The 18423-nt window shown below is 46.7% G+C and carries 15 protein-coding genes; 1 reads left to right on the top strand and 14 read right to left on the bottom strand.

Annotated elements, in window-relative coordinates:
- Nucleotides 1-114: 114 nt before the first annotated feature.
- Nucleotides 115-1800, bottom strand: coding sequence for an alpha/beta hydrolase (locus CYJ37_RS08895; RefSeq protein WP_101549212.1), 1686 nt, complete (start codon nt 1798-1800; stop codon nt 115-117).
- Nucleotides 1801-1950: 150 nt separating this feature from the next.
- Between CYJ37_RS08895 and CYJ37_RS08890 the strand changes: the two genes are divergently transcribed.
- Complete coding sequence (locus tag CYJ37_RS08890; RefSeq protein WP_101549210.1) at nt 1951-2625, top strand: hypothetical protein; 675 nt, start codon at nt 1951-1953, stop codon at nt 2623-2625.
- 82 nt (nt 2626-2707) lie between these two features.
- Here the strand turns inward: CYJ37_RS08890 and CYJ37_RS08885 are convergent, their stop codons facing one another.
- The 13 genes from CYJ37_RS08885 to CYJ37_RS08825 all read right to left on the bottom strand — a co-directional run bounded on the left by CYJ37_RS08885 (nt 2708) and on the right by CYJ37_RS08825 (nt 18257).
- The gene (locus CYJ37_RS08885) at nt 2708-4615 is read right to left on the bottom strand and encodes an alpha/beta hydrolase (RefSeq protein WP_180827287.1); all 1908 of its coding nucleotides are present in this window, start codon (nt 4613-4615) and stop codon (nt 2708-2710) included.
- Between the two features lie 25 nt (nt 4616-4640).
- Nucleotides 4641-5657 carry a LacI family DNA-binding transcriptional regulator gene (locus CYJ37_RS08880; RefSeq protein WP_101549207.1) on the bottom strand — a complete coding sequence of 339 codons (1017 nt, stop codon included), beginning with the start codon at nt 5655-5657 and terminating at the stop codon, nt 4641-4643.
- Nucleotides 5658-5745: 88 nt separating this feature from the next.
- Nucleotides 5746-7845: an ADP-ribosylglycohydrolase family protein gene (locus CYJ37_RS08875; protein WP_101549205.1), complete on the bottom strand. Its 2100-nt coding sequence runs from the start codon at nt 7843-7845 to the stop codon at nt 5746-5748.
- Between the two features lie 16 nt (nt 7846-7861).
- On the bottom strand, nt 7862-9013 hold the full coding sequence (locus tag CYJ37_RS08870) for an ADP-ribosylglycohydrolase family protein (RefSeq protein ID WP_101549203.1): 1152 nt from the start codon (nt 9011-9013) through the stop codon (nt 7862-7864).
- Between the two features lie 10 nt (nt 9014-9023).
- Nucleotides 9024-10481, bottom strand: coding sequence for an extracellular solute-binding protein (locus CYJ37_RS08865; RefSeq protein ID WP_101549201.1), 1458 nt, complete (start codon nt 10479-10481; stop codon nt 9024-9026).
- Between the two features lie 63 nt (nt 10482-10544).
- On the bottom strand, nt 10545-11423 hold the full coding sequence (locus CYJ37_RS08860) for a carbohydrate ABC transporter permease (RefSeq protein WP_101549199.1): 879 nt from the start codon (nt 11421-11423) through the stop codon (nt 10545-10547).
- 13 nt (nt 11424-11436) lie between these two features.
- On the bottom strand, nt 11437-12336 hold the full coding sequence (locus tag CYJ37_RS08855) for an ABC transporter permease (protein ID WP_101549197.1): 900 nt from the start codon (nt 12334-12336) through the stop codon (nt 11437-11439).
- A complete protein-coding gene (locus CYJ37_RS08850) occupies nt 12317-13228 on the bottom strand; it encodes a ribokinase (RefSeq protein WP_101549195.1) in 912 nt (303 codons plus the stop codon). Before CYJ37_RS08850 ends, CYJ37_RS08855 begins: the two co-directional genes overlap by 20 nt.
- A gap of 11 nt (nt 13229-13239) precedes the next feature.
- The gene (locus tag CYJ37_RS08845; protein ID WP_101549193.1) at nt 13240-13551 is read right to left on the bottom strand and encodes a DUF4387 domain-containing protein; all 312 of its coding nucleotides are present in this window, start codon (nt 13549-13551) and stop codon (nt 13240-13242) included.
- Nucleotides 13551-14909, bottom strand: coding sequence for an acyclic terpene utilization AtuA family protein (locus CYJ37_RS08840; RefSeq protein WP_101549191.1), 1359 nt, complete (start codon nt 14907-14909; stop codon nt 13551-13553). Before CYJ37_RS08840 ends, CYJ37_RS08845 begins: the two co-directional genes overlap by 1 nt.
- A gap of 239 nt (nt 14910-15148) precedes the next feature.
- Nucleotides 15149-16090 carry a polysaccharide deacetylase family protein gene (locus CYJ37_RS08835; RefSeq protein ID WP_257964202.1) on the bottom strand — a complete coding sequence of 314 codons (942 nt, stop codon included), beginning with the start codon at nt 16088-16090 and terminating at the stop codon, nt 15149-15151.
- Nucleotides 16087-17436, bottom strand: a complete 1350-nt coding sequence (locus CYJ37_RS08830; protein ID WP_101549187.1) for a glycosyltransferase family 2 protein — start codon at nt 17434-17436, stop codon at nt 16087-16089. Before CYJ37_RS08830 ends, CYJ37_RS08835 begins: the two co-directional genes overlap by 4 nt.
- Nucleotides 17433-18257: a glycoside hydrolase family 16 protein gene (locus CYJ37_RS08825; RefSeq protein WP_101549185.1), complete on the bottom strand. Its 825-nt coding sequence runs from the start codon at nt 18255-18257 to the stop codon at nt 17433-17435. The genes CYJ37_RS08830 and CYJ37_RS08825 overlap by 4 nt, the downstream gene beginning before the upstream one ends.
- Nucleotides 18258-18423 lie beyond the last annotated feature (166 nt).

Below are 18423 nucleotides of genomic sequence, written 5' to 3'. Positions count from 1 at the left end.
AATATGATGCTGAAGTGTGTTTTTGTAATATAACAGATCGAGCCGCTTAAGGCCCAGATGCGCAAAAAAAAAGCCGAGACCGCCAAAGTTAAGGCGGTAACGGCTTTAAATAGTCTATTCTAATTCCTTCAGCTTTGCTTTGGATGGAGTTTGATAGCTTACATACCCTTCCATATCTGTAACATAATATCCTCCTCCTAATCCATACTGGCCCCCAAAGTGATCATCGTATTGGTAAACCCTATATGGAACTCCTGCTGCCAGCACACGGGCAAACACCAGCTTGCCGCCTTCTCTTTTCCAAAGATTAATAGGCTTCTTAATAGTGACTTTTCCAATCTGCCCTTTCTTCATCAGTAAACCATCCCAATATACTTCCTTGCCCTGCTTCTCTTTCCCCGGGCCAATGCTGCCTTCCTTGATCCACTTTGCAACATCATGAATCAGCTCTTGTGCTACATTTCCGGGCTTCATATATTCAGTTATCCCATTAGGCTCCCCGTTAAAGTCAGCAAGCATATGGAACATATTTGGATATGACTTGAATTCAGTGTTTTCAACATTTTTAAGTTCCCGCTGAAGTGCCTCATATTCAGACAATGGCACCTGTATATCTTTTTCCCCTTGAAGAAAAAGCATGGGGACATCCTGCGTTTTGGCTAAATCCGCAGGCTTATAATCCCTCAGGCTAAACCACCAGTAAGGATTCTGCAGCATGAAACCTGGCGGAATCAAGGTTTCCGTAAACTTTGGATCTTCCAGGAGTTTAAATTGCTTTGTATAGAATTCCAGCTCCTTCTCCATGGTTTGTACTTGATTTTCAGGTGCTTTCATTTCCTTTGCCCGCGCCACAGACTCTTTCATCTGCCATATCAGCAAATCCTGAAATTTGCTTGCTGGTCCAGCTGCATTAATGACGCCTTTTATATCGCCTTTTTTATCATTTTCTACTATTAGGGGTGATGCATAGGCTCCCTGGCTGTGGCCAAAGATAAAGATCTGTTTTTTATCCACTTCCGGTAAGGATTTCAACCTTTCCACTGCAAGATTGGCATCGAGAACAGTCTCCTCCTGAAGAGAGAATTTTGGATCCATTGCAGATTTAACCGCATGCACCCTGGTCCTTTTATCATAACGGAGAACAGCAATCCCTTCATTGGCCAGCCCGGCAGCTATATCCCGAAAAGGTTTAAAGTTATACATGGTCTCATCCCTATCGTGGGCTCCTGACCCATGGACAAGAACCACAGTCGGAAAAGGTCCTTTTCCTTTTGGAACCGTCAGTAAGCCAGGGAGTGCGAACTTGCCGCTTCCGATCACGATTTCCTTTTCAGTATAGTTTTGTTGGTCATAGCCGGGAACAGGAACATTTGAGGGATGTATCGGATTAAATAAAAAGTCATCGATGTTTCCTTCTTTATCAAGACGAATAACGATATTATAGGCACCATTTTCTGCTTCTGCAGAGAAAGTGACATTCGTATGCACCCCATTATCTTCAATTTCCTTAAATCTGGTCTCCTTTTTTCTGCCAAATGGCGCGAGGAGTCCTGTCCAGAGCTGCTGTAAGACTTCACTCGAAAGGGATTCTTTAAGATTGCTCCCAAGCAGTGCCTGTGCATTGTTCCACTTGCCTGAATCAGTCAGAGCAAGGAATTCCTTTGCCCTCTCTTTATGGCTATCCTGCTGATCTGCCTGGGCATATACTGGTCCGCCCAAGAGCAATAATGCGCCTTCCGAAACAGCCCCCAGACTGATCATTCCTGCTAAAATCCACTTCCCATAAGATTGCAGTTTCATTATTTTCCTCCTTCTCTTTTTTCCTGCAATTCTTATACGTATAAGAAGGATGAAAAGTTCAAAAATAGATAATTTTACCACAAATAATTATTGGTAATTTACTAGTTATATTTGTTATCTTTTTAATAGATGGAAAAAGGAGGGAATAGAATGAAAAGAAGAATGATGATGGCGCTCTGCCTTTTAGCCCTTTCACTCACTGCTCTCAACGGCCAAGCCTCTGCTGCTCCTGTCATGTGGGGAAAAACAGAGTTAAAAAAAGGCCAGCTCGGTAAAGTGACAGTCATGAAGGAGGTTATGCTGTTTCAGTTAAAGGAATCATATATTGAACCTGTCAGGATGCTTAAGCCTGGCGAAGAATTCCGTGTTTATAACACAAAAACTATCCGTTTTATTCCTTTATATGGGCTGGGCGGCAGCATGTATGTCATTCAAAATGATAGAAATAACAATGACAGCTACATTAAATATGAGACTCCTTCTAAAAGGAAGCTCGCATTATTGAACAATGCTTCCCAAAGTCCTGTTATGTGGGGCAGTATGGAATTGAAAAAAGGGCAGGTCGGAAGAGTCACCACAGTGGAATCCGGATTTTCCATCTATAAATATGAAGATGGTAAAATGGTGCCTGCAAGATATGTAGACAAGGGAGAAACATTTCGGGTATACGGCATTGTTAAAGAGGGGAATACAACCAATTATGCTCTTGGCGGGAACTTGTATGCATATAGAAGCAGCATTCGAAAAGATGGAAGTGAATATATGCAGAAAAATTTAAAATACGAGACTCCTTCTAAAGAAAAACTCGACCTGGTAAACCAGTGAATACCCTCTGGTACAAAAAACGGACCGGCAGCTTCATTATGCTGCCGGTCCGTTTTGCAAATCCGGTTGCTAACCCGTTCTTCTAATTACCCGCTTCTGCTCCGCTCAGCCCATTACCAAACATATATTCCAGTCCTTCCTCAAAACCCCGGCCCCATAAATTTGTATCATGCCCGCCGTTTAAGATTCTAAGTTCTGCCGGGCTTCCCGGAACCTCCTCCCATTTTTCGAAGGGGCGGTTAAAAACGTTGGAGCGGTGAAGATGCTCATAAAGGGTAACCGCTTGGACTTCCATATTATATTTCCAGGAGTCTTCAGGCAGATCTTCTTTTTCGCTGACATGGTTCCAGTCATCATCACCCGCATAAATATAGACTGGAACTTCATAAGGCTGCTTGCCATATTGCTCAAGTGCTGCAGGGTAGTTAAGAGCATCCCAGAGAGCAGGGTTAAACGGCTCCCCGAACGAGCCCCTTTCGACAGCGCCTGATGTTGCAGGCGCCTCATCATGCTGGAGGGCCGGACTCAGCAATGAGGCAGCGGCAAATTTATCCGGATAGGTCAGAGCATATCTTAAAGCGCCATATCCTCCCATGGAGTAGCCGACAAGGCCGCGCCCTTCCCGCGACGCAATAGTTTTATAGGTCTGGTCGATTTCATTTACCAGATCCGAGACCACTGCTGTTTCGACTGCACCATATTTCTCAGAATCAACCCAATAGCTGTTCCCTGTAATCGGCGCAACAGCAATGACAGGGCTGATTTCTTTGCTTTCAATCTTCTTATCCAGGATAGGCCAGAACTTATCCCAGCTCTTTTCGTCTCCCCAGCTTCCATGCAAAAGATATAAAACGGGGTAATGCTTATTTTCTTCAGCATTGTAGCCTGGCGGCAGATAGACCTGATAAGGAAGGGAACCTTCGCCATCTCCAGCATCTTCTCCAAGGATTTTGGACGTGACGGTTCCTTTCCTTTTGGAAATATATTCAGAAGCATCATAAACGGGTGAAAATTCCGGTGCTTCCGGCTTCCCAAATAGATATTTCAGCCCCTCTTCGAAGCCCTTCAGCCAAACATCCAGCCCATGCCCGCCATTGATGATCCTGAGTTCGGCAGGATTGGCCGGCACATCCTCCCACTTCTCAAAGTCGGCAGCAAAAAGGTTTTTCCTGTGCAGCTCCTGATAAAGCTGGACAGCCTGGACTTCCATATTATATTTGTAGGCATCTGCCGGAAGGTCTTCCTTCTCGCTCAAATGGTTCCAGTCATCATCCCCTGTGACGATGTAGATTGGAAGGCGATGCGGCTGTTTCACATAAGAGTCAATGCCTGTCGGGTAATTTTTGCTGGTCCAGATTTCCGGATCATATGGTTCCCCAAAGCTTCCTCTTTCCACGGCTCCTGAAGTAGCCGGCGGTTCAGCTTTCTGGATGGCCGGGCTGAGAAGAACAGTACCAGCGAATAAATCCGGATAGGTCAGGCTGTATCTCAATGCCCCATATCCGCCCATCGAATAACCGGAAATATAGCGGCCTGTACGGTCCTTTTTCGTATTATACTTTTTATCCATCCATGGAATAAGGTCCTGGATAACGGCTGATTCATAATGGCCATACTTTTTGGAGTCGACCCAGTAGCTGTTTCCGGTGGATGGGACAACAGCGATGACCGGGTCGATCACCCCTTTTTCAATCATTTCATCAAGCTTAGGCCAAAACTCATCCCAGCTGTTTTCATTTCCATTGCTTCCATGGAAAAGATAAAGGACCGGATAGCCTTCTTTGCGTTTTTTATCATAGCCTGAGGGCAAATATACCTTGTAGGATAGCTTATGCTGCTTCGGGGTCTCATCATGGATTAAAGCCTGAGAGGTTATAGAATCGGTAATCTGGAAACTTTCCTGCTCCTGTTGAAATGCGAATGCGTCCGGTGCGATTGACGCCAATATAAAAAGAATCAGTACAGCTGCAATATTTACCTTCCTGGCCATGCATACCCTCCTTAAATATATAACGTCATTCCGCCTGCCCATTCCTTTTCGTTGATTCCCTTATTACGAGGCGGACATCCAGTACGGTCTGGCTTTCGTATTCCCCGTTGTTCTCAATCATTCCAACTAAGCGTGCAGCAGCGACTGTCCCGATGCTGAAGATCGGCTGTTCAATGGTGCTCAGCTCGGGTTCAACCATTTCACCAAGCTTAATGCCGTCAAAGCCAATGACAGCAATATCCTCCGGCACCTTTTTCCCAAGCTGCTTCAATGTTTTCAGTGCACCGATGGCCATCATATCATTGGCAAGAAACAGGCCGTCGATATCGCTGTGCTGCTTCATCAGTGCTTCAGTTACAGATTTGCCGCTTTCCAGGGTAAAATCCCCCTCCATAACGATGGCACTCTCGGACGGCAGCTGCTCTGCCAGTATCTCTTCATACCCGCGAAGGCGCTCAATCGATGGGGGAAATGTGTGCGGTCCGCTAATATGGGCAATTTTCTTACAGCCGCTCTCAATCAAATGGCTGACCGCAAGCCTTGCCCCCTTTCTGTTATCCATCCCGATGCTATTAGGGGAATCATGGTCGGCTGCCCGGTCGATCCGGACAAATGGTACCTGAAGGGCATCCAGCTCATTGAGGATTTTTTGGCTGAATTGAAATGAGGCAAGAATCAGGCCATCAATATAACGACTCTCAAGATTCCTCCAGAATACGCTGTCCTGCAGGCTTTCTTCATCCGCATGGATCAGGATGAGCGAATACCCCTTCTCCTTCGTTTTTCTCTCAATGGACACAACAAGCTCCGGGAAAAAGGGATTGGTGATCTCCGGGATGATCAGAGCAATGGTATCCGTTTTTTTCCTGGCCAGGCCGCGGGCAATTTCATTGGGCCTGTAATCCAGCTCCAGCATCACTTCCTGGATTTTCTCTCCGGTCCTCCCGCTGATATATCCGTTACTGTTTATATAGCGTGAGACAGTGGCTACGGAAACCCCGGCTTTCCTGGCAACATCCCGGATGGTGCTGTTTTTTTTCATGCAGCGATTCCCCTCTTAGCGGAAAGCTCTTTTCCGTTTTGCAGGATTCCACAGGAATACAGGCAGACGTGAAAAGAGCTTCGCTTATTTAAAATGATCCTTCTGCTTTCACTTTAAAAGAATGGACCAGCATTTCCCCTTCACCCATACAGCCGAAGCCATACATTCCATAATCATGGGTTTCATCCTGATAGGACAGAACAGTCAGACCGTTTATATAAAATTTAATCAGGCTGCCCATGCATTCCGCCCTGAATGTATACGTCTTTCCATGTTTCCACTCATAAGGGACTGTCAGGAGACGCTTAACCCCGAAATCATTTAAAATCAGCGAAACTCTGTTTTCTCCATCAAAGCCGGCATAATAACCTCGTTTTATACCGGGGGCACGGAACAGCAGAAGATGGCTGTCACCTCTCACCGGTTCAACTTCTGCAGTCAGCACAAGATTCCGACTGTAATAATTTCCTGTAAATGAAGCACTGTCACCTTCGCTTATGCATCTGATGGAATTTCCCTCAATCGTCCACTCTCCACCGCTGTGGGAAAATGGCATAAGGCTGAGAAACTCCCTTTCCAGTCTGGAAAAATCGATTTCATAGTCGGCGGTGCCATGGATATGAAATGAACTGATATAAAGGGCACCAAAAGCGCGGGCAGTCAATATGGAAGGGCTTTCAATTTTATAGCCGATTTCATCAATCATACAGCCCTTTGTTTCGGGAATAATAAATTCGAGCTTTTCCCATACCCCCTCCTTCAACAGCACCTTATCCATCAGAATATCTTTCTGTGTTGAGGTATCTCTCACATATGGAGTAATATAAATGCCCGAACCCTGCCATTTATCAAGATACAGCTCTGCAGTCACTGTTTGCCCGCTGTATGCCTGCGGGGAAAAGACAGGCTTATATTTTTCATCATTGAAATCGGTCCGCCGGTAATACGGCTTATAAAAAACCTTTCCAAAGTCTCCATCAACCATCCGGTCAAAAATGACTTCAAGTGAGCCGTTGCCTATTCCAGAGTGATGGCGGAGGGCCGGAATCTTGAAGGAATTGCTGGTGCGGAATCCATGGGTGGAGCCCGGAAGAGCAAAATCAAAGTATACCTCTCCCTTCCTGACCTCAAGTCCTTCAGGAGGCGCCTCGCCGGCTAATTTGTATCCGAGGAGGGCCAATTCCTTTGAAAAGGTCGGCATATCAACGATATTAAGATAGCCGGATACACTGGAAGCGACGATATAGTCATTCATCGGCTTCCGATAATGGGCAGGTATACCCTCCAGGCCGTTCATTACACCAACGATCGTACCGACATTTCCGGCATTGCAGTCGGTATCCCAGCCGCACATCGCTGCAATCTCAATGGTCCTCGCGAAATCTCCTTCTCCATATAAAAGGGCAAGTGCACATACTCCGGCATTCGGGATGATATGGCAGATTCCTGTATATTTATCATATCCCCAGTCCTCATGCAGGTAGCGGAGGCAGGCTCGGAAATCATCCGTATTCTCCTGATGGCAATTCATAACCGCCTCAACGACCTTGCTGTACAGCGAATCACCCGGAATGACACTGAGCCCCGCCTGAATCACTTCATCTACCGCTGCTGTTTCAAATGCCTTTGCAATGCACGCAGCCATAAAGCGGGCACCATACAATCCATTTTTATCATGGGAAACACTTGCCGCCATTTCGGCATAATGGGCAGCCCTTTCTATATTGCCGGGAAAAATAAGCCCCCAGCTGTCCACAAATATCTGGCCGCCAATTTGTTCCGCCAAAATGATTCCATTTTCTTCAGCAGACCCTGACCTTGGGGCGGGTATGCCGTTCTTAAGATTCATGTATGCCCGATGCTCTGAGCTGATATCCTCTCCGCCCCACCAGATCATCCCGACATTTTCGCGGCAATAGTTCAGCCATGCTTTCCCAACATCCTGCGGCTCCATCTCCCTGCCAGCAGCATCATCATAAAGCGCCCGGATAAAGAACACAGGCCCATTTGCATCATCGTCCGCCGAGAATGTTTTGTAGTCCTTTACATACCCCTTGATTTCTCCATAAACAGCCTGGATTCTTTCTGCTGTCCATTCTGTCGGCTCCACCGGGACACCCAGCCTGATGCCGGCATTCATTCCCAGGAAACCGGCATAGACCTTATGCAGATAGTTGTCAGAAATCAATTCCTCACTCCCGTTTCTATTGCTGAAGCAATTTCTGTCTCTTTTCGTTCAGCAGAATATCCTCTCGGATCAGCTCCTGAGCCAGAATGGCAAATTCATCAGCAAGCCCCATGAGGTCCATCTTATTCGTCTCTTCCAGCAGCTCAATATCCTGCTCAGCCAAAACCTCTTCTCCATGAATCGCACCCAGGATCGCACCAGCAATGACCCCTATTGAATCGGTATCACGCCCGGAGTTGATGCCGTCATACACAGACGGATAGAAACTTCCGTCATTCAGGACCATAAAGGCCAGAGCCATTGGCAGCTCTTCTATTGAGAAAAGCCGGCTTGGCGTATAATGATTGGATGCTAGCCCAGCTTTCTCCATTTTCCGGTGGACATCATCTCCCATCGGCGAATATGGGGCCATTTTCTCCTGCAGTGTCCGGATCACTTCGTCCATATCCGCTTCTTTTGACCGAAGCTCAAAAGCCGCATCAGTCAGTTCACGGATTGCTTTTTGGGTGCCGTCCTTTGCATACAGCAGCGCCGTCTCAACAATATCAGCCGCTCCAGCCCCAGGCTCGAACGCCTTCGCCACACAGGCGGCAAACACCCCGGCTGCTTCGAGTCCATAGCTGACCTGATGGCCAATGGCAAACAGGATCGCTTCATCGTAGGCAGCCTTCGGATTGCCTGCATTTACGATCCCTATCGGAGTGCAGTACATGGCCGCACCGCAGTTGACCATATTCCCATGGCCGCCTTCACGCGGCTCGCAATTGGCAAGGACATGGCGGAGAAAAATATGCTTCTCCGGGTAGAAAAGCCTGTCAATGATGAGCCCTTCTTTGCCGAATTCGGGGATATACGTTTTCCGGAACGCAATTTCCTTTATAAATTCCTTCCCCATATCATATGCATCAAGATGCCTTTTTTCCTTCAAATAGACATAGATCAGAGCACGCATCATGAGGGTGTCATCGGTCACGATCCCATTGCCGCGCTTTCTCCCGAGATTAGTCTCGGGAGAGTTTGCTTTGTACCATTCTGTCCGGAGCGATTCGACGCGCCCGTACTTTTCCTTGATTTGCTCATAGCTTAGCTTCTCAACCGGCGCTCCCAGGGCATCACCCAGGGCAGCCCCAAAAATTGCGCCTCTTACTCTTTTTTGAAAAGATATCATGAAAATCTCCTTATTTGATATTTTCATTCGCATAGTTGGTGATTTCTTTTCCGCCCGCCTGGTTCCACTCGTCTACAAACTTATCGAAATCGGTGACAGGGCGCTTGCCGGTAATAATATCTGTGGCATATTCCTTATAAAGATTCTCCATCGCATCCCAGTTGGAAATATACTGCTCCGGAAGGATGAAGCTGTTGTCTTCCTTATAGAACTCATTGGCAAGGTCTCTTGATTTCTGTGCAGGCTCACTCAGCAGCGGCGTTTTCAATGGCTTTTCAGTATTGAATTCAGCAGGTTCCCAGAATCTTGCATACCACTCGCTGTAATACTTGTCAGTCAGCTCGATGCCGCTGTCCGTAACATTATAATGCTCTCCTTCAAATCCAATTCTGTCCAGAAGCTGTCCTTTATCACTCGCAAGATAATCGAGCACCTCAAACGCAGCATCCTTATGCTTGGATTGTGATGAAATCGCCAATCCGCGCGATTCTTTGGTGATATCGGTTGCTGTAAAGCCCTGGTCCTCGCCTTTCGCCGGCGGAAGAACGACAAGGCTCGCTTCATCGCCGTTGACCTGCTTCATCTTTCCATCATAAATATCAATGACCTTTCCATTGGTTCCTACGATTACGGCTGTTTCTCCATCATAGAAAGCTTTTTCCTTCGTATCCCATTGCTTTGTCAGATACTGCTGATCAAGGAGACCTTCTTCATAAAGCTTATTGTAGAATTCCAGCTTCTCCTTTTCCTTGTCAGATACTTTTGAATAAATATATCCATTGCCTTCCTTCAGCCATGTCTGATTCAAGCCGAAAGCCATTTCAAAGATATAGTCAAGCTCTGTTATATCTCCTGCTGCAGTGATGGCATTCACCGGCTTGCTGCCTCCAGGAGGGTTTTCGACAAGCTCCTTAAAGAAGTTATAATAGTTATCAATTGTCGGATCTTCCATCAGCTCTTTTGAACCGGCTGTTTTATCAAACCAGTCTTTGCGGATGACCGGAGTTTTGCTGTCCAAAGGCTTGATCCAAAGAAGATAAGGATAATTAGCCAGCCTTTTCTCGTTATGCGGCTCCAGAATGTTCTTCACATTTTCAGATTTCTCAATATAAGGGCCCAGATCCTCCAGGAGATCCTGATCGGCAATCTGCTGGTCTCCGCCCTGGAAATAAATCAGATCAGGAATGTCACCGCTCATTAAAAGCAGATTCAGCTTTTCTGCATAGTTCCCCTGCGGCATCTCTACCAGTTCAAACTTTACATCCATATCCTTATCCTCTTTCAAGGCTTTGGAGAGTGTTTCAAAATACTTCTGTGCAACCGGATTGGATGGACCCTCATCTTTATAGACGACCCTCAGTGTTGTTGAACCATCTTTTGATTCTTCTTCACCCGTATCTGATTCCTTTGAGCAGGCCGTGACCAGGATCAGCATGAGCGACATGAATAACAGCAAATACTTTTTCATTGTGTTTCCCCCTCTTTCATTTAATGGAATGTAATAGGAATGCATGCTGCAGGAAAAGGATGATCAGTCCTTAACACCCCCTTCAAGCGCTCCTTTCGCGTAGTATTTCAGTATCAAAGGATAGAAGATCAGCAGGGGAACGATTGAGATGATAATGGTGCCTGCCTGAAGCGACCCAAAATCCAGGGCAGCGATCTGTTCATAGGAAAGGACATTCTGCGCCCCCAGCAGGGAGGTGTTATCCCTCTCGACGACAAACTGCCTCAGAACCACCTGAAGCGGCCATTTGTCAGGGGTCGTCAGGTAAATTGTCGCCCGGAAATATTCATTCCAGTGATATACACCGTAAAAGAGCCCCATTGTAGCAAGTGCCGGCTTTGACAGCGGCAGCATGATTTTCGTAAAGATTTTAAAATGTCCTGCCCCATCAATCCTGGCAGCTTCCAGGATGCTGTCAGGCACATCCTCAAAGAACCGCATCATGATGAACAGATAAAATACGTTGATGGCTTTATACAGAATGAGAGATAAATAGCTGTCAAGCAGACCCAGATCCTTTACCAGCAGGTACTCAGGAATCAGCCCCGGCTCAAATACCATAACAACGATCAGAAATAGAATGACCAGCTTTTTTCCGGCAAAATTTGTCCTTGCCAGCACATAAGCAGCCATGGCTGTCAAAAATAGATTCAGTGCTGTTCCGCAGATGGTGATCAGCAGACTGTTAAAAATGCTCTTTACAATCAGCGGGTTGGAGAACAGCACCTGGTAATTGATGAGCGAGAAGCCTTTCGGCAAAATATCAAGGCCTTTCAATTCATGCACCTTAAGCGGATCTGATAGTGACATTGCCAGCAGATTCAGGATCGGCACAAGGACCAGAAGCGAAATAATAATCAAAACCGTATATATAATACCCATGGATAGGCTAATTTTTCTCATTGTCCCCCACCTCCTACCAGACTCCTTTTCCGCTGATTCTTTTCGCGATAAAATGCGTGCTCAGGATCAGCACGACACCGATGACGCCTTTGAACAGACTTGCTGCCGTGGCATAGGCATACTGGCCATTCAATATCCCGATACGGTATACATATGTATCCAGGATGTCGATAACCGAAATGACCGAATCGTTGATCAGGTTAAACACCTGGTCAAAGCCTGCGTTCATGAAAAACCCGAGGTTCAGGATAAATACGGTTATGATGGTCCCGTAAAGCTCAGGGATCGTAATGAACCTCATCTGCTGAAGCCGGGATGCGCCGTCAATCCTAGCCGCTTCGTATAGCGACGGACTGATTTTCATGATGGCCGCAAGATAAATGATAGAATCCCAGCCGGCACTTCTCCACATCTCCGAGAAAACCAGCACCCAGCGGATATGATCCTTGCTTGTCATAAAATCGAGCGATGGGAGCTGAAAGAAATTCCGGAGCGTATTGACTCCCCCATCAACAGGGCTCAGGAAAGCGATCCATACCCCTGCAATGACAACCCAGGATAGGAAATGCGGAAGATAAACGACAGACTGGACATATTTCCTGAATGGGCCGTTCCGTACTTCGTTGATCATAAGCGAAAGAATGATTGGAACCGGAAAAAAGAACACCATCTTCATGGTTGAAATGATGACCGTATTCCTCAGCACATCGAAAAAAGCCGGCGAGCTGAACAGCACTTTAAAATGCTTCAGCCCCACCCAGACATTGTCCCCGATTATCCTGTAATCCTGAAAGGCCAGCTTCATGCCTATAAGGGGAATCACATGGAAGATGCCGAAGTAGACCAGTGCAGGAAGTAGCATTGCGTACAGCACCCAGTCCGCCTTCAGCTTTTTAAAAACTCCCTGCACCATCCGGCTTCCCTCCCTTCAAATAGGCATCCAGCTCAGCCCTTGCCGGCATCCCGGTCTGGGCGCCTTTTTTTCTGACGGAAAGTCCCGCTGCTGCACTCCCAAACCGGATGCTCTCCTCCAATGCCCAGCCCTCGGACAGTCCGACAGCCATCGCCCCGCAGAAAGTATCCCCAGCCCCGGTTGTATCCTCCGCCTTTACCTTCAGCGCCGGAATATGGACAATGCCTTGCCCGTCATGGAATTTAACGCCCTCTGTACCGCAAGTAATAACCAGTTTTTCCGGATACCGGGCCAGAGCTTCCTCTTTTGTTTCATCTGTGCTGAGCACCATTTTGTATTCATGCTCATTAGGAGTCAGGTAGGTTAATTGCCCGACCAGCTCAGGACTCAATTTTTGAGCGGGTGCAGGGTTTAAGATAATCACCTTCCCTTTTTCGTGCAGCCTGGGCACAATATGTTCAAGCATAGACAGCGGTGTTTCCAGCTGAAAGACAATGATATCGTGGCCCAGCAGAGAATCTGCCACTCTCTCAATATAGTGAATATCCGTATGCTGATTGGCACCAGGAATCACGATGATGCGGTTATCAGAATGGCTGATTTCAATGAAAGCCACACCTGTATGGATATCTGCCTGCTGCAGTCCTGTAATGTCTACATTTTCAGAGAGCATTTTTTCCCTGACCAGTCGGCTGTTTTCGTCATTTCCGATGGAGCCGAACATTGAGACCCTGCCCCCAAGGCGTGCGGCCGCTATCGCCTGGTTGGCGCCCTTCCCTCCGAGTGACATAAAGAAATCGCGGCCCATCACTGTTTCCCCTGCAGCCGGAAACTGGTCTGTTTCTGCAAAATAGTCCATATTCAAGCTGCCTACCACTGCAATTTTTTTCATATTTCAACATCCTAATCTATTAGTAAGTTCATCAGCGGGGCATGCTGCTGCGCCCCATACACATCCCTGTCGCCTGCTGATCCTGAAGAAATCTCTCTTAATATGGTGATTTTGATTCCGAGGGCCTGGTCGAAAAAGACAAGATGCCTCAGCTGATTCTCCTCAATGCCGTAAAGCCGGCATACTGTCTCCGGAGTCAGCTTGCCTGACTTTTTTACTCTTTCATAAATCTCCCGCGAGTCAAAAAGAACATCCAATGTCAGTTCAAATGGTCCGGAATTTTTGCTGCGGAGGACCTTTGCCAATGCATATAAGCTTTCCATCAGGCACCCTCCTGCCTGTATTCAATCTTGAAAGGGCTTTCGGATATCTCCATTAAATGATAGACGGAAAATTCATAAACAGGTCCGCATTCTACATCACTTGGGGCAAACGGGAAAGCAAGATTGCCTGCAGTCGATTTGCGCCCTTCATGTCCATAGTGGAGAAAGGTGGAACGCGCTGTCGCACAGATGCTGCTTGCCAGCTCCTGTGTTTCGGCGGTTACCTCAAGGAGCACGCCGATTTCATGTCCGCTGAATGCCTCTGTCTCCCGTCTGCCGAGCACAGCATTCATTCCGTAGTTATAAAAGCGGATCTGATAGGATTCTCGGGAAATCTCCGGATAATAGGCATATACCTGCTTTTCTACCTGGAGCTCGATGTCCTGGATATTCTTAAGCAGGATCGGATCACGAATGCCGGCAAAGACGACCGTCCGGTAGCTTGTTTTCCTTGCTCCCTCCAGCTTGATGCTATGCTGTTCGGCCGGGATATAGCGGCTGCCGGAAACCTCCACCTCCCCTTCACCCAGTTCCGTAAAGCGGCAATCGCTCAAATCAAGCAAAAAACCCGGGCCATGAAGCAGAAAAGGATGCTCTTTTTCATAAAACGTATGGGCCGCTACGGAAATCTTCGTGCAGATGCGGGATGGATTCAGTGACCTGACGGTAAAGCAATCATCCTTGATGGTGCCGAGAATGCTGTCCTTGGTTGTGCCGGGTTCCGCACATAGCGCGCCGCATTCGAGAATTTTCCCTAAATGATAGGAAAGCCCCGCATCCTTGCCATGAAAAATGCCCACCGCAGCAAATGGAGAAGGATCATAAGCGCGTCCGCATATAATAATCTCTGCTCCGCCCTCTAAAGCTTCCAAAATGGGCCCGTGCCCCATCTGCGCGACAATTCCGTTTGTTTCCAGAATTCTCTTCTCTGTCAGATCCGGGACATTGGGACTCATCTGCATGACTTTTCCATTCTGGAACGCTTCTTTAACCTGCTCCTTTGCAATATCTGCCCAAATGATGGCAAGCTTCACAGACAAGCCTTTTTCACCAAGGATTTCCCGGATGACATCTACGGTCGACTCTACATGTACCTTGGCGCCCGCGCCTCCGGCGGAGCCAATGATAATCGGAACCTTGGCTGGCACCCCGTGAGATATCATCATTTCCAGGTCTTTTTTCAGCGCACGCCTGCTCACAATAGAAACCCCAGCGCCAAGCTTATGGGGACCCGCATCCGTCGAACCGGCATCCACCACGATCGCATGCGGCTCCGCCTCCATCCCCCGCCTGAAAGATCCCTCCGGAAAACCATAGCCCAGCATCCCGCATGGAGAAAGGATTCTGACTTCCTTCATTTTTAATCACCTCTATTTATCAAATATGTGAACTTACCTGTTTCTATGAGTAAAATATGTAACCGGTTACACAAATCCTTTAAAATATGCCGGCCACTCATGTAACCGGTTACATATTATTCTAAATGTTCAGATAAGTGGTGTCAACACTATAATTCCAGTTCCCAAACCCTACTATACGGTTAAAAGCACTAAAAGAGGAGGCACTTTTCAGCAGCCTCCACAGTCTCAAAATTGTTCTACGGTTTCACATATTTCTTGAACTCCTCCATACTCGTCTCCGCCACCACTGGAAGCCTCGGTATTTCATAAATGTGATCGCCCCTCTCTGCTGCCTTTTTCTCAACCGTAAATGCCATGCGGAAACCAAGCTTGACGATGGAGTTTACGGTTGCCGGAGAATATTCCCCATAAGGGTAGGCAAAAGCCTGCTTATTGCCGTCCAGCTGAACGATACTTGTCAGCATATCTTTTTCTATCACTTTTTTCTCTTTTGTCAAAAGGTAGGAGGCTTCCTGGTTAAAGCGGCTTTTCTCTCTTTTATGGAGGCTGTAGGTGTGGCTCTGGTAATCGAAAATCCCACACCCTTTTTCAAGTTCGCGCAGGCTGAGATACTGGATTTCCCCCGGCTCATAAGGATGGAGCTTGCTGGTGATATGTCCGGTGATGAGAAAGCTGACAGCTGTATAATCATATTTTTTCAGAATGGGGTATGCCTCCACATAGTTATCCTTGTAGCCGTCATCAAAAGTAATGACCACACTTTTGGCAGGGACTTCCTTTTTCCTTGCCAGAAAGTCATAGAGCTCTGAAAGCGTTAGAGTTGTATAGCCTTCCTTTTTCAAATAGGCCATTTGTTCTTCAAAGTCTTCCTTCAGAACGATCATAGGGTTCAGCTTGCCTTTTATATAATGGCTGTCAGCCAGGTCTTTCTTGCTGATAATATGGTGATACAATAGAACAGGCACTTTTGCCGCTGTATCCTTCTCATTTGAAAAATCCCTTGAGGCCTCCCTGCGGCATGCATGGAGGCGGAAACGCTCGTCTGCGGGAAATAATCCTTTATGCTCGACTGCAAGGATATCATACTCATCGACTACGAAATTAAATCCTGATACCATCATGCTCAGGAATATCAGGAAGCCAAAGGCGACCGCTGCCTTTGCAGCCTGTACTTTCACGCCTTCTCCGCCCCTTTCCATGCCAGCTTTCCAGACCTTTCGAGCTTATTCCAGCTCTTCGATTTATAGAAGAAAGACAATGTTCCATAAGCGACAAACAGCAGATTCATGATTCTATAGAAAAATATATCTGCCGGCAGAAAGATAATAATCCTGAGTATGTCCCTCTTTCGGAAAGCCACGCCATGAAGGTGGCTGATAAAGATGGTAGTAAAAAATTGATAGATATAGAGGAATACTGCTCCCGATCCGAGCAGGAGAACAAGCAGGAGCTGGCCTTGATTCAGAAGCACCATGGCCGGAATGGCCAGCATCGGAAAAGCATTCAGCGTGCCAATCATAAACTGGTCAAAGATAAACACGATGGAGAACCTGAAAGGCAGCTTCCGGAAAAAGCAATTACGGTATTGAATCAGGCAATCAATAAAGCCTTTTTGCCAGCGGACCCTTTGCTTGAACATATCCCCCAGTGTCTCCGGGCATTCGGTATAACAGACAGCAGATGGGACATAGGAAATCTTCAGCCCGCAGCCTTTTTCCTTGATCAGCTTCTGGATCTTAAGGGTAATATCCATATCCTCCCCGATTGTTTCCCGGAAACCGCCGACTTCGAACAATAAACCGCGCCTGAAGGCCCCAAAGGCCCCGGCAATAACGGTCATTGCCCCCAGGGAAGCCTGGGCACGCTTATGAAGATAAAAGGCCGTAAGATACTGAAGGAACTGAAACTTGATGACTCCCTTCATCTTAAAAGTCGGCTTCAGATGGTTGACATGCCCGCTGAACGCCTGGGCGATCAGCACATTCCCGCCGCAGGCAATCACATTCTTTTTTTGGAATTCAGCATTCATTTCCATAAGACTGTTCCTCTCCAGGATGCTGTCTGCATCAAGAGTGACGATAATGTCATTCCGGCTGAAGTTGATTCCCGCATTTAAAGCATCCGACTTCCCGCCATTCCGCTTATCGATGACAAAGATATTCGGAAATCTCTTAGATTCATAGACTGCCGTAATCTCTTTATGCTCAAGCCTCTTTTTAAAAGACCTGCTGCTCGGCGTCAGGCACAACAGTTCTGTTAGCATGGTGATTGAATGGTCAGTAGATCCGTCATTGACGATGATCAGTTCTGATTCCTGCTCCCTGAGCCCGCAATAGCCTATAATGCACGATTCCAGCACTTTTTCTTCATTAAAAGCAGGTACAATGACGGAGAAACTGTGCATTTTTTCAATCAGGCCGCGCTGCTTCTTTTCTTCTTTAAATAGCGGCTGCAAAATATAGTAAGACTGCATGATGACAAAGGCAAGAAAAATGGTGAAAGAACTATAAAGCAATATGGTCACTGGCCTTCCCCTCCCTCCTGGTATACACGTACATAGTCAATCAACAATTCTTTCGGAAAGCTGTCCCGAGGATCAGGCGGTCCCGGCCAAGTGCCTCCAATGGCTGTATTCAAGTACAAAAAGAGAGGAATATCCGGAGAATATTTCTTTGTTTCAAAAATGCGTTTCCCATCAAGCGTCCATACAATCCTTCCCGGTTCCCATATCAGTCCGTACAGATGAAAGTCTTCGGCAAAGTCAGTTTCACCGGTCAGCTTCTTGTAATCTCTCTTCTGCTCTCCTTTCTCATCCCTCCAATGGACAACAAAATACAGTTCGTTCGGGTCTTGGCCGATACTCTCAACAATGTTGATTTCCGGCAGCCAATACTCTTCGGAATTAACTAGCCACAAGGCAGGAAAAACTCCCTGTCCCTTTGGCAGCTTCGCTCTTATTTCGATTCTTCCATAAGTAAATTCAAACTTATCCTCTGTCGTAACAGCACCAGAGGTATAAGATCTTCCTTTAAAAGATTCTTTCCGGCTTGAAATGACCAATGAGCCATCCTGGACATCAATATTTTCCGGAAGATAGTATTGCCATTCCCCATTCTTCTTGGACGGCCAGTTTTGGGGATTCCATTTAATCAATGACTTTTCGCTATGAAATTCATCATTCCAGACAAGATGCCAGCCATCCTGTTCGGTTACAGCCGTTGAAGGAAGCGCCATTGCCTCTTTACTGATTAACCTCTCAGACATCATGGCAGCAGGAGGAAGATTAACCGCCAATTCACTCCCTGAAAGAACCAGAATCAGGAAAAACAGCAAAATACTCTTCATGAATGCACCTTCATTCTTTTCAAAGTATGAAAATTTCTTTTAAAAGAACAAATTATATAAATTTTTTGTTCTCTAGAGAGAACGATATAGATTATATTAACAAACAGTTTATTATCCGTCTACTCAAAAGCATTGAGAATAAATGACAATATCCTCGATTTTTCCA

The organism is Bacillus sp. UMB0728 (assembly GCF_002858875.1).
In the GTDB taxonomy this organism is placed as follows: Bacteria; Bacillota; Bacilli; order Bacillales; family Cytobacillaceae; genus Bacillus_AB; species Bacillus_AB infantis.
The sequence above is the reverse complement of the archived record's forward strand: the minus strand, read 5'-3'. Positions and strand labels throughout refer to the sequence as shown.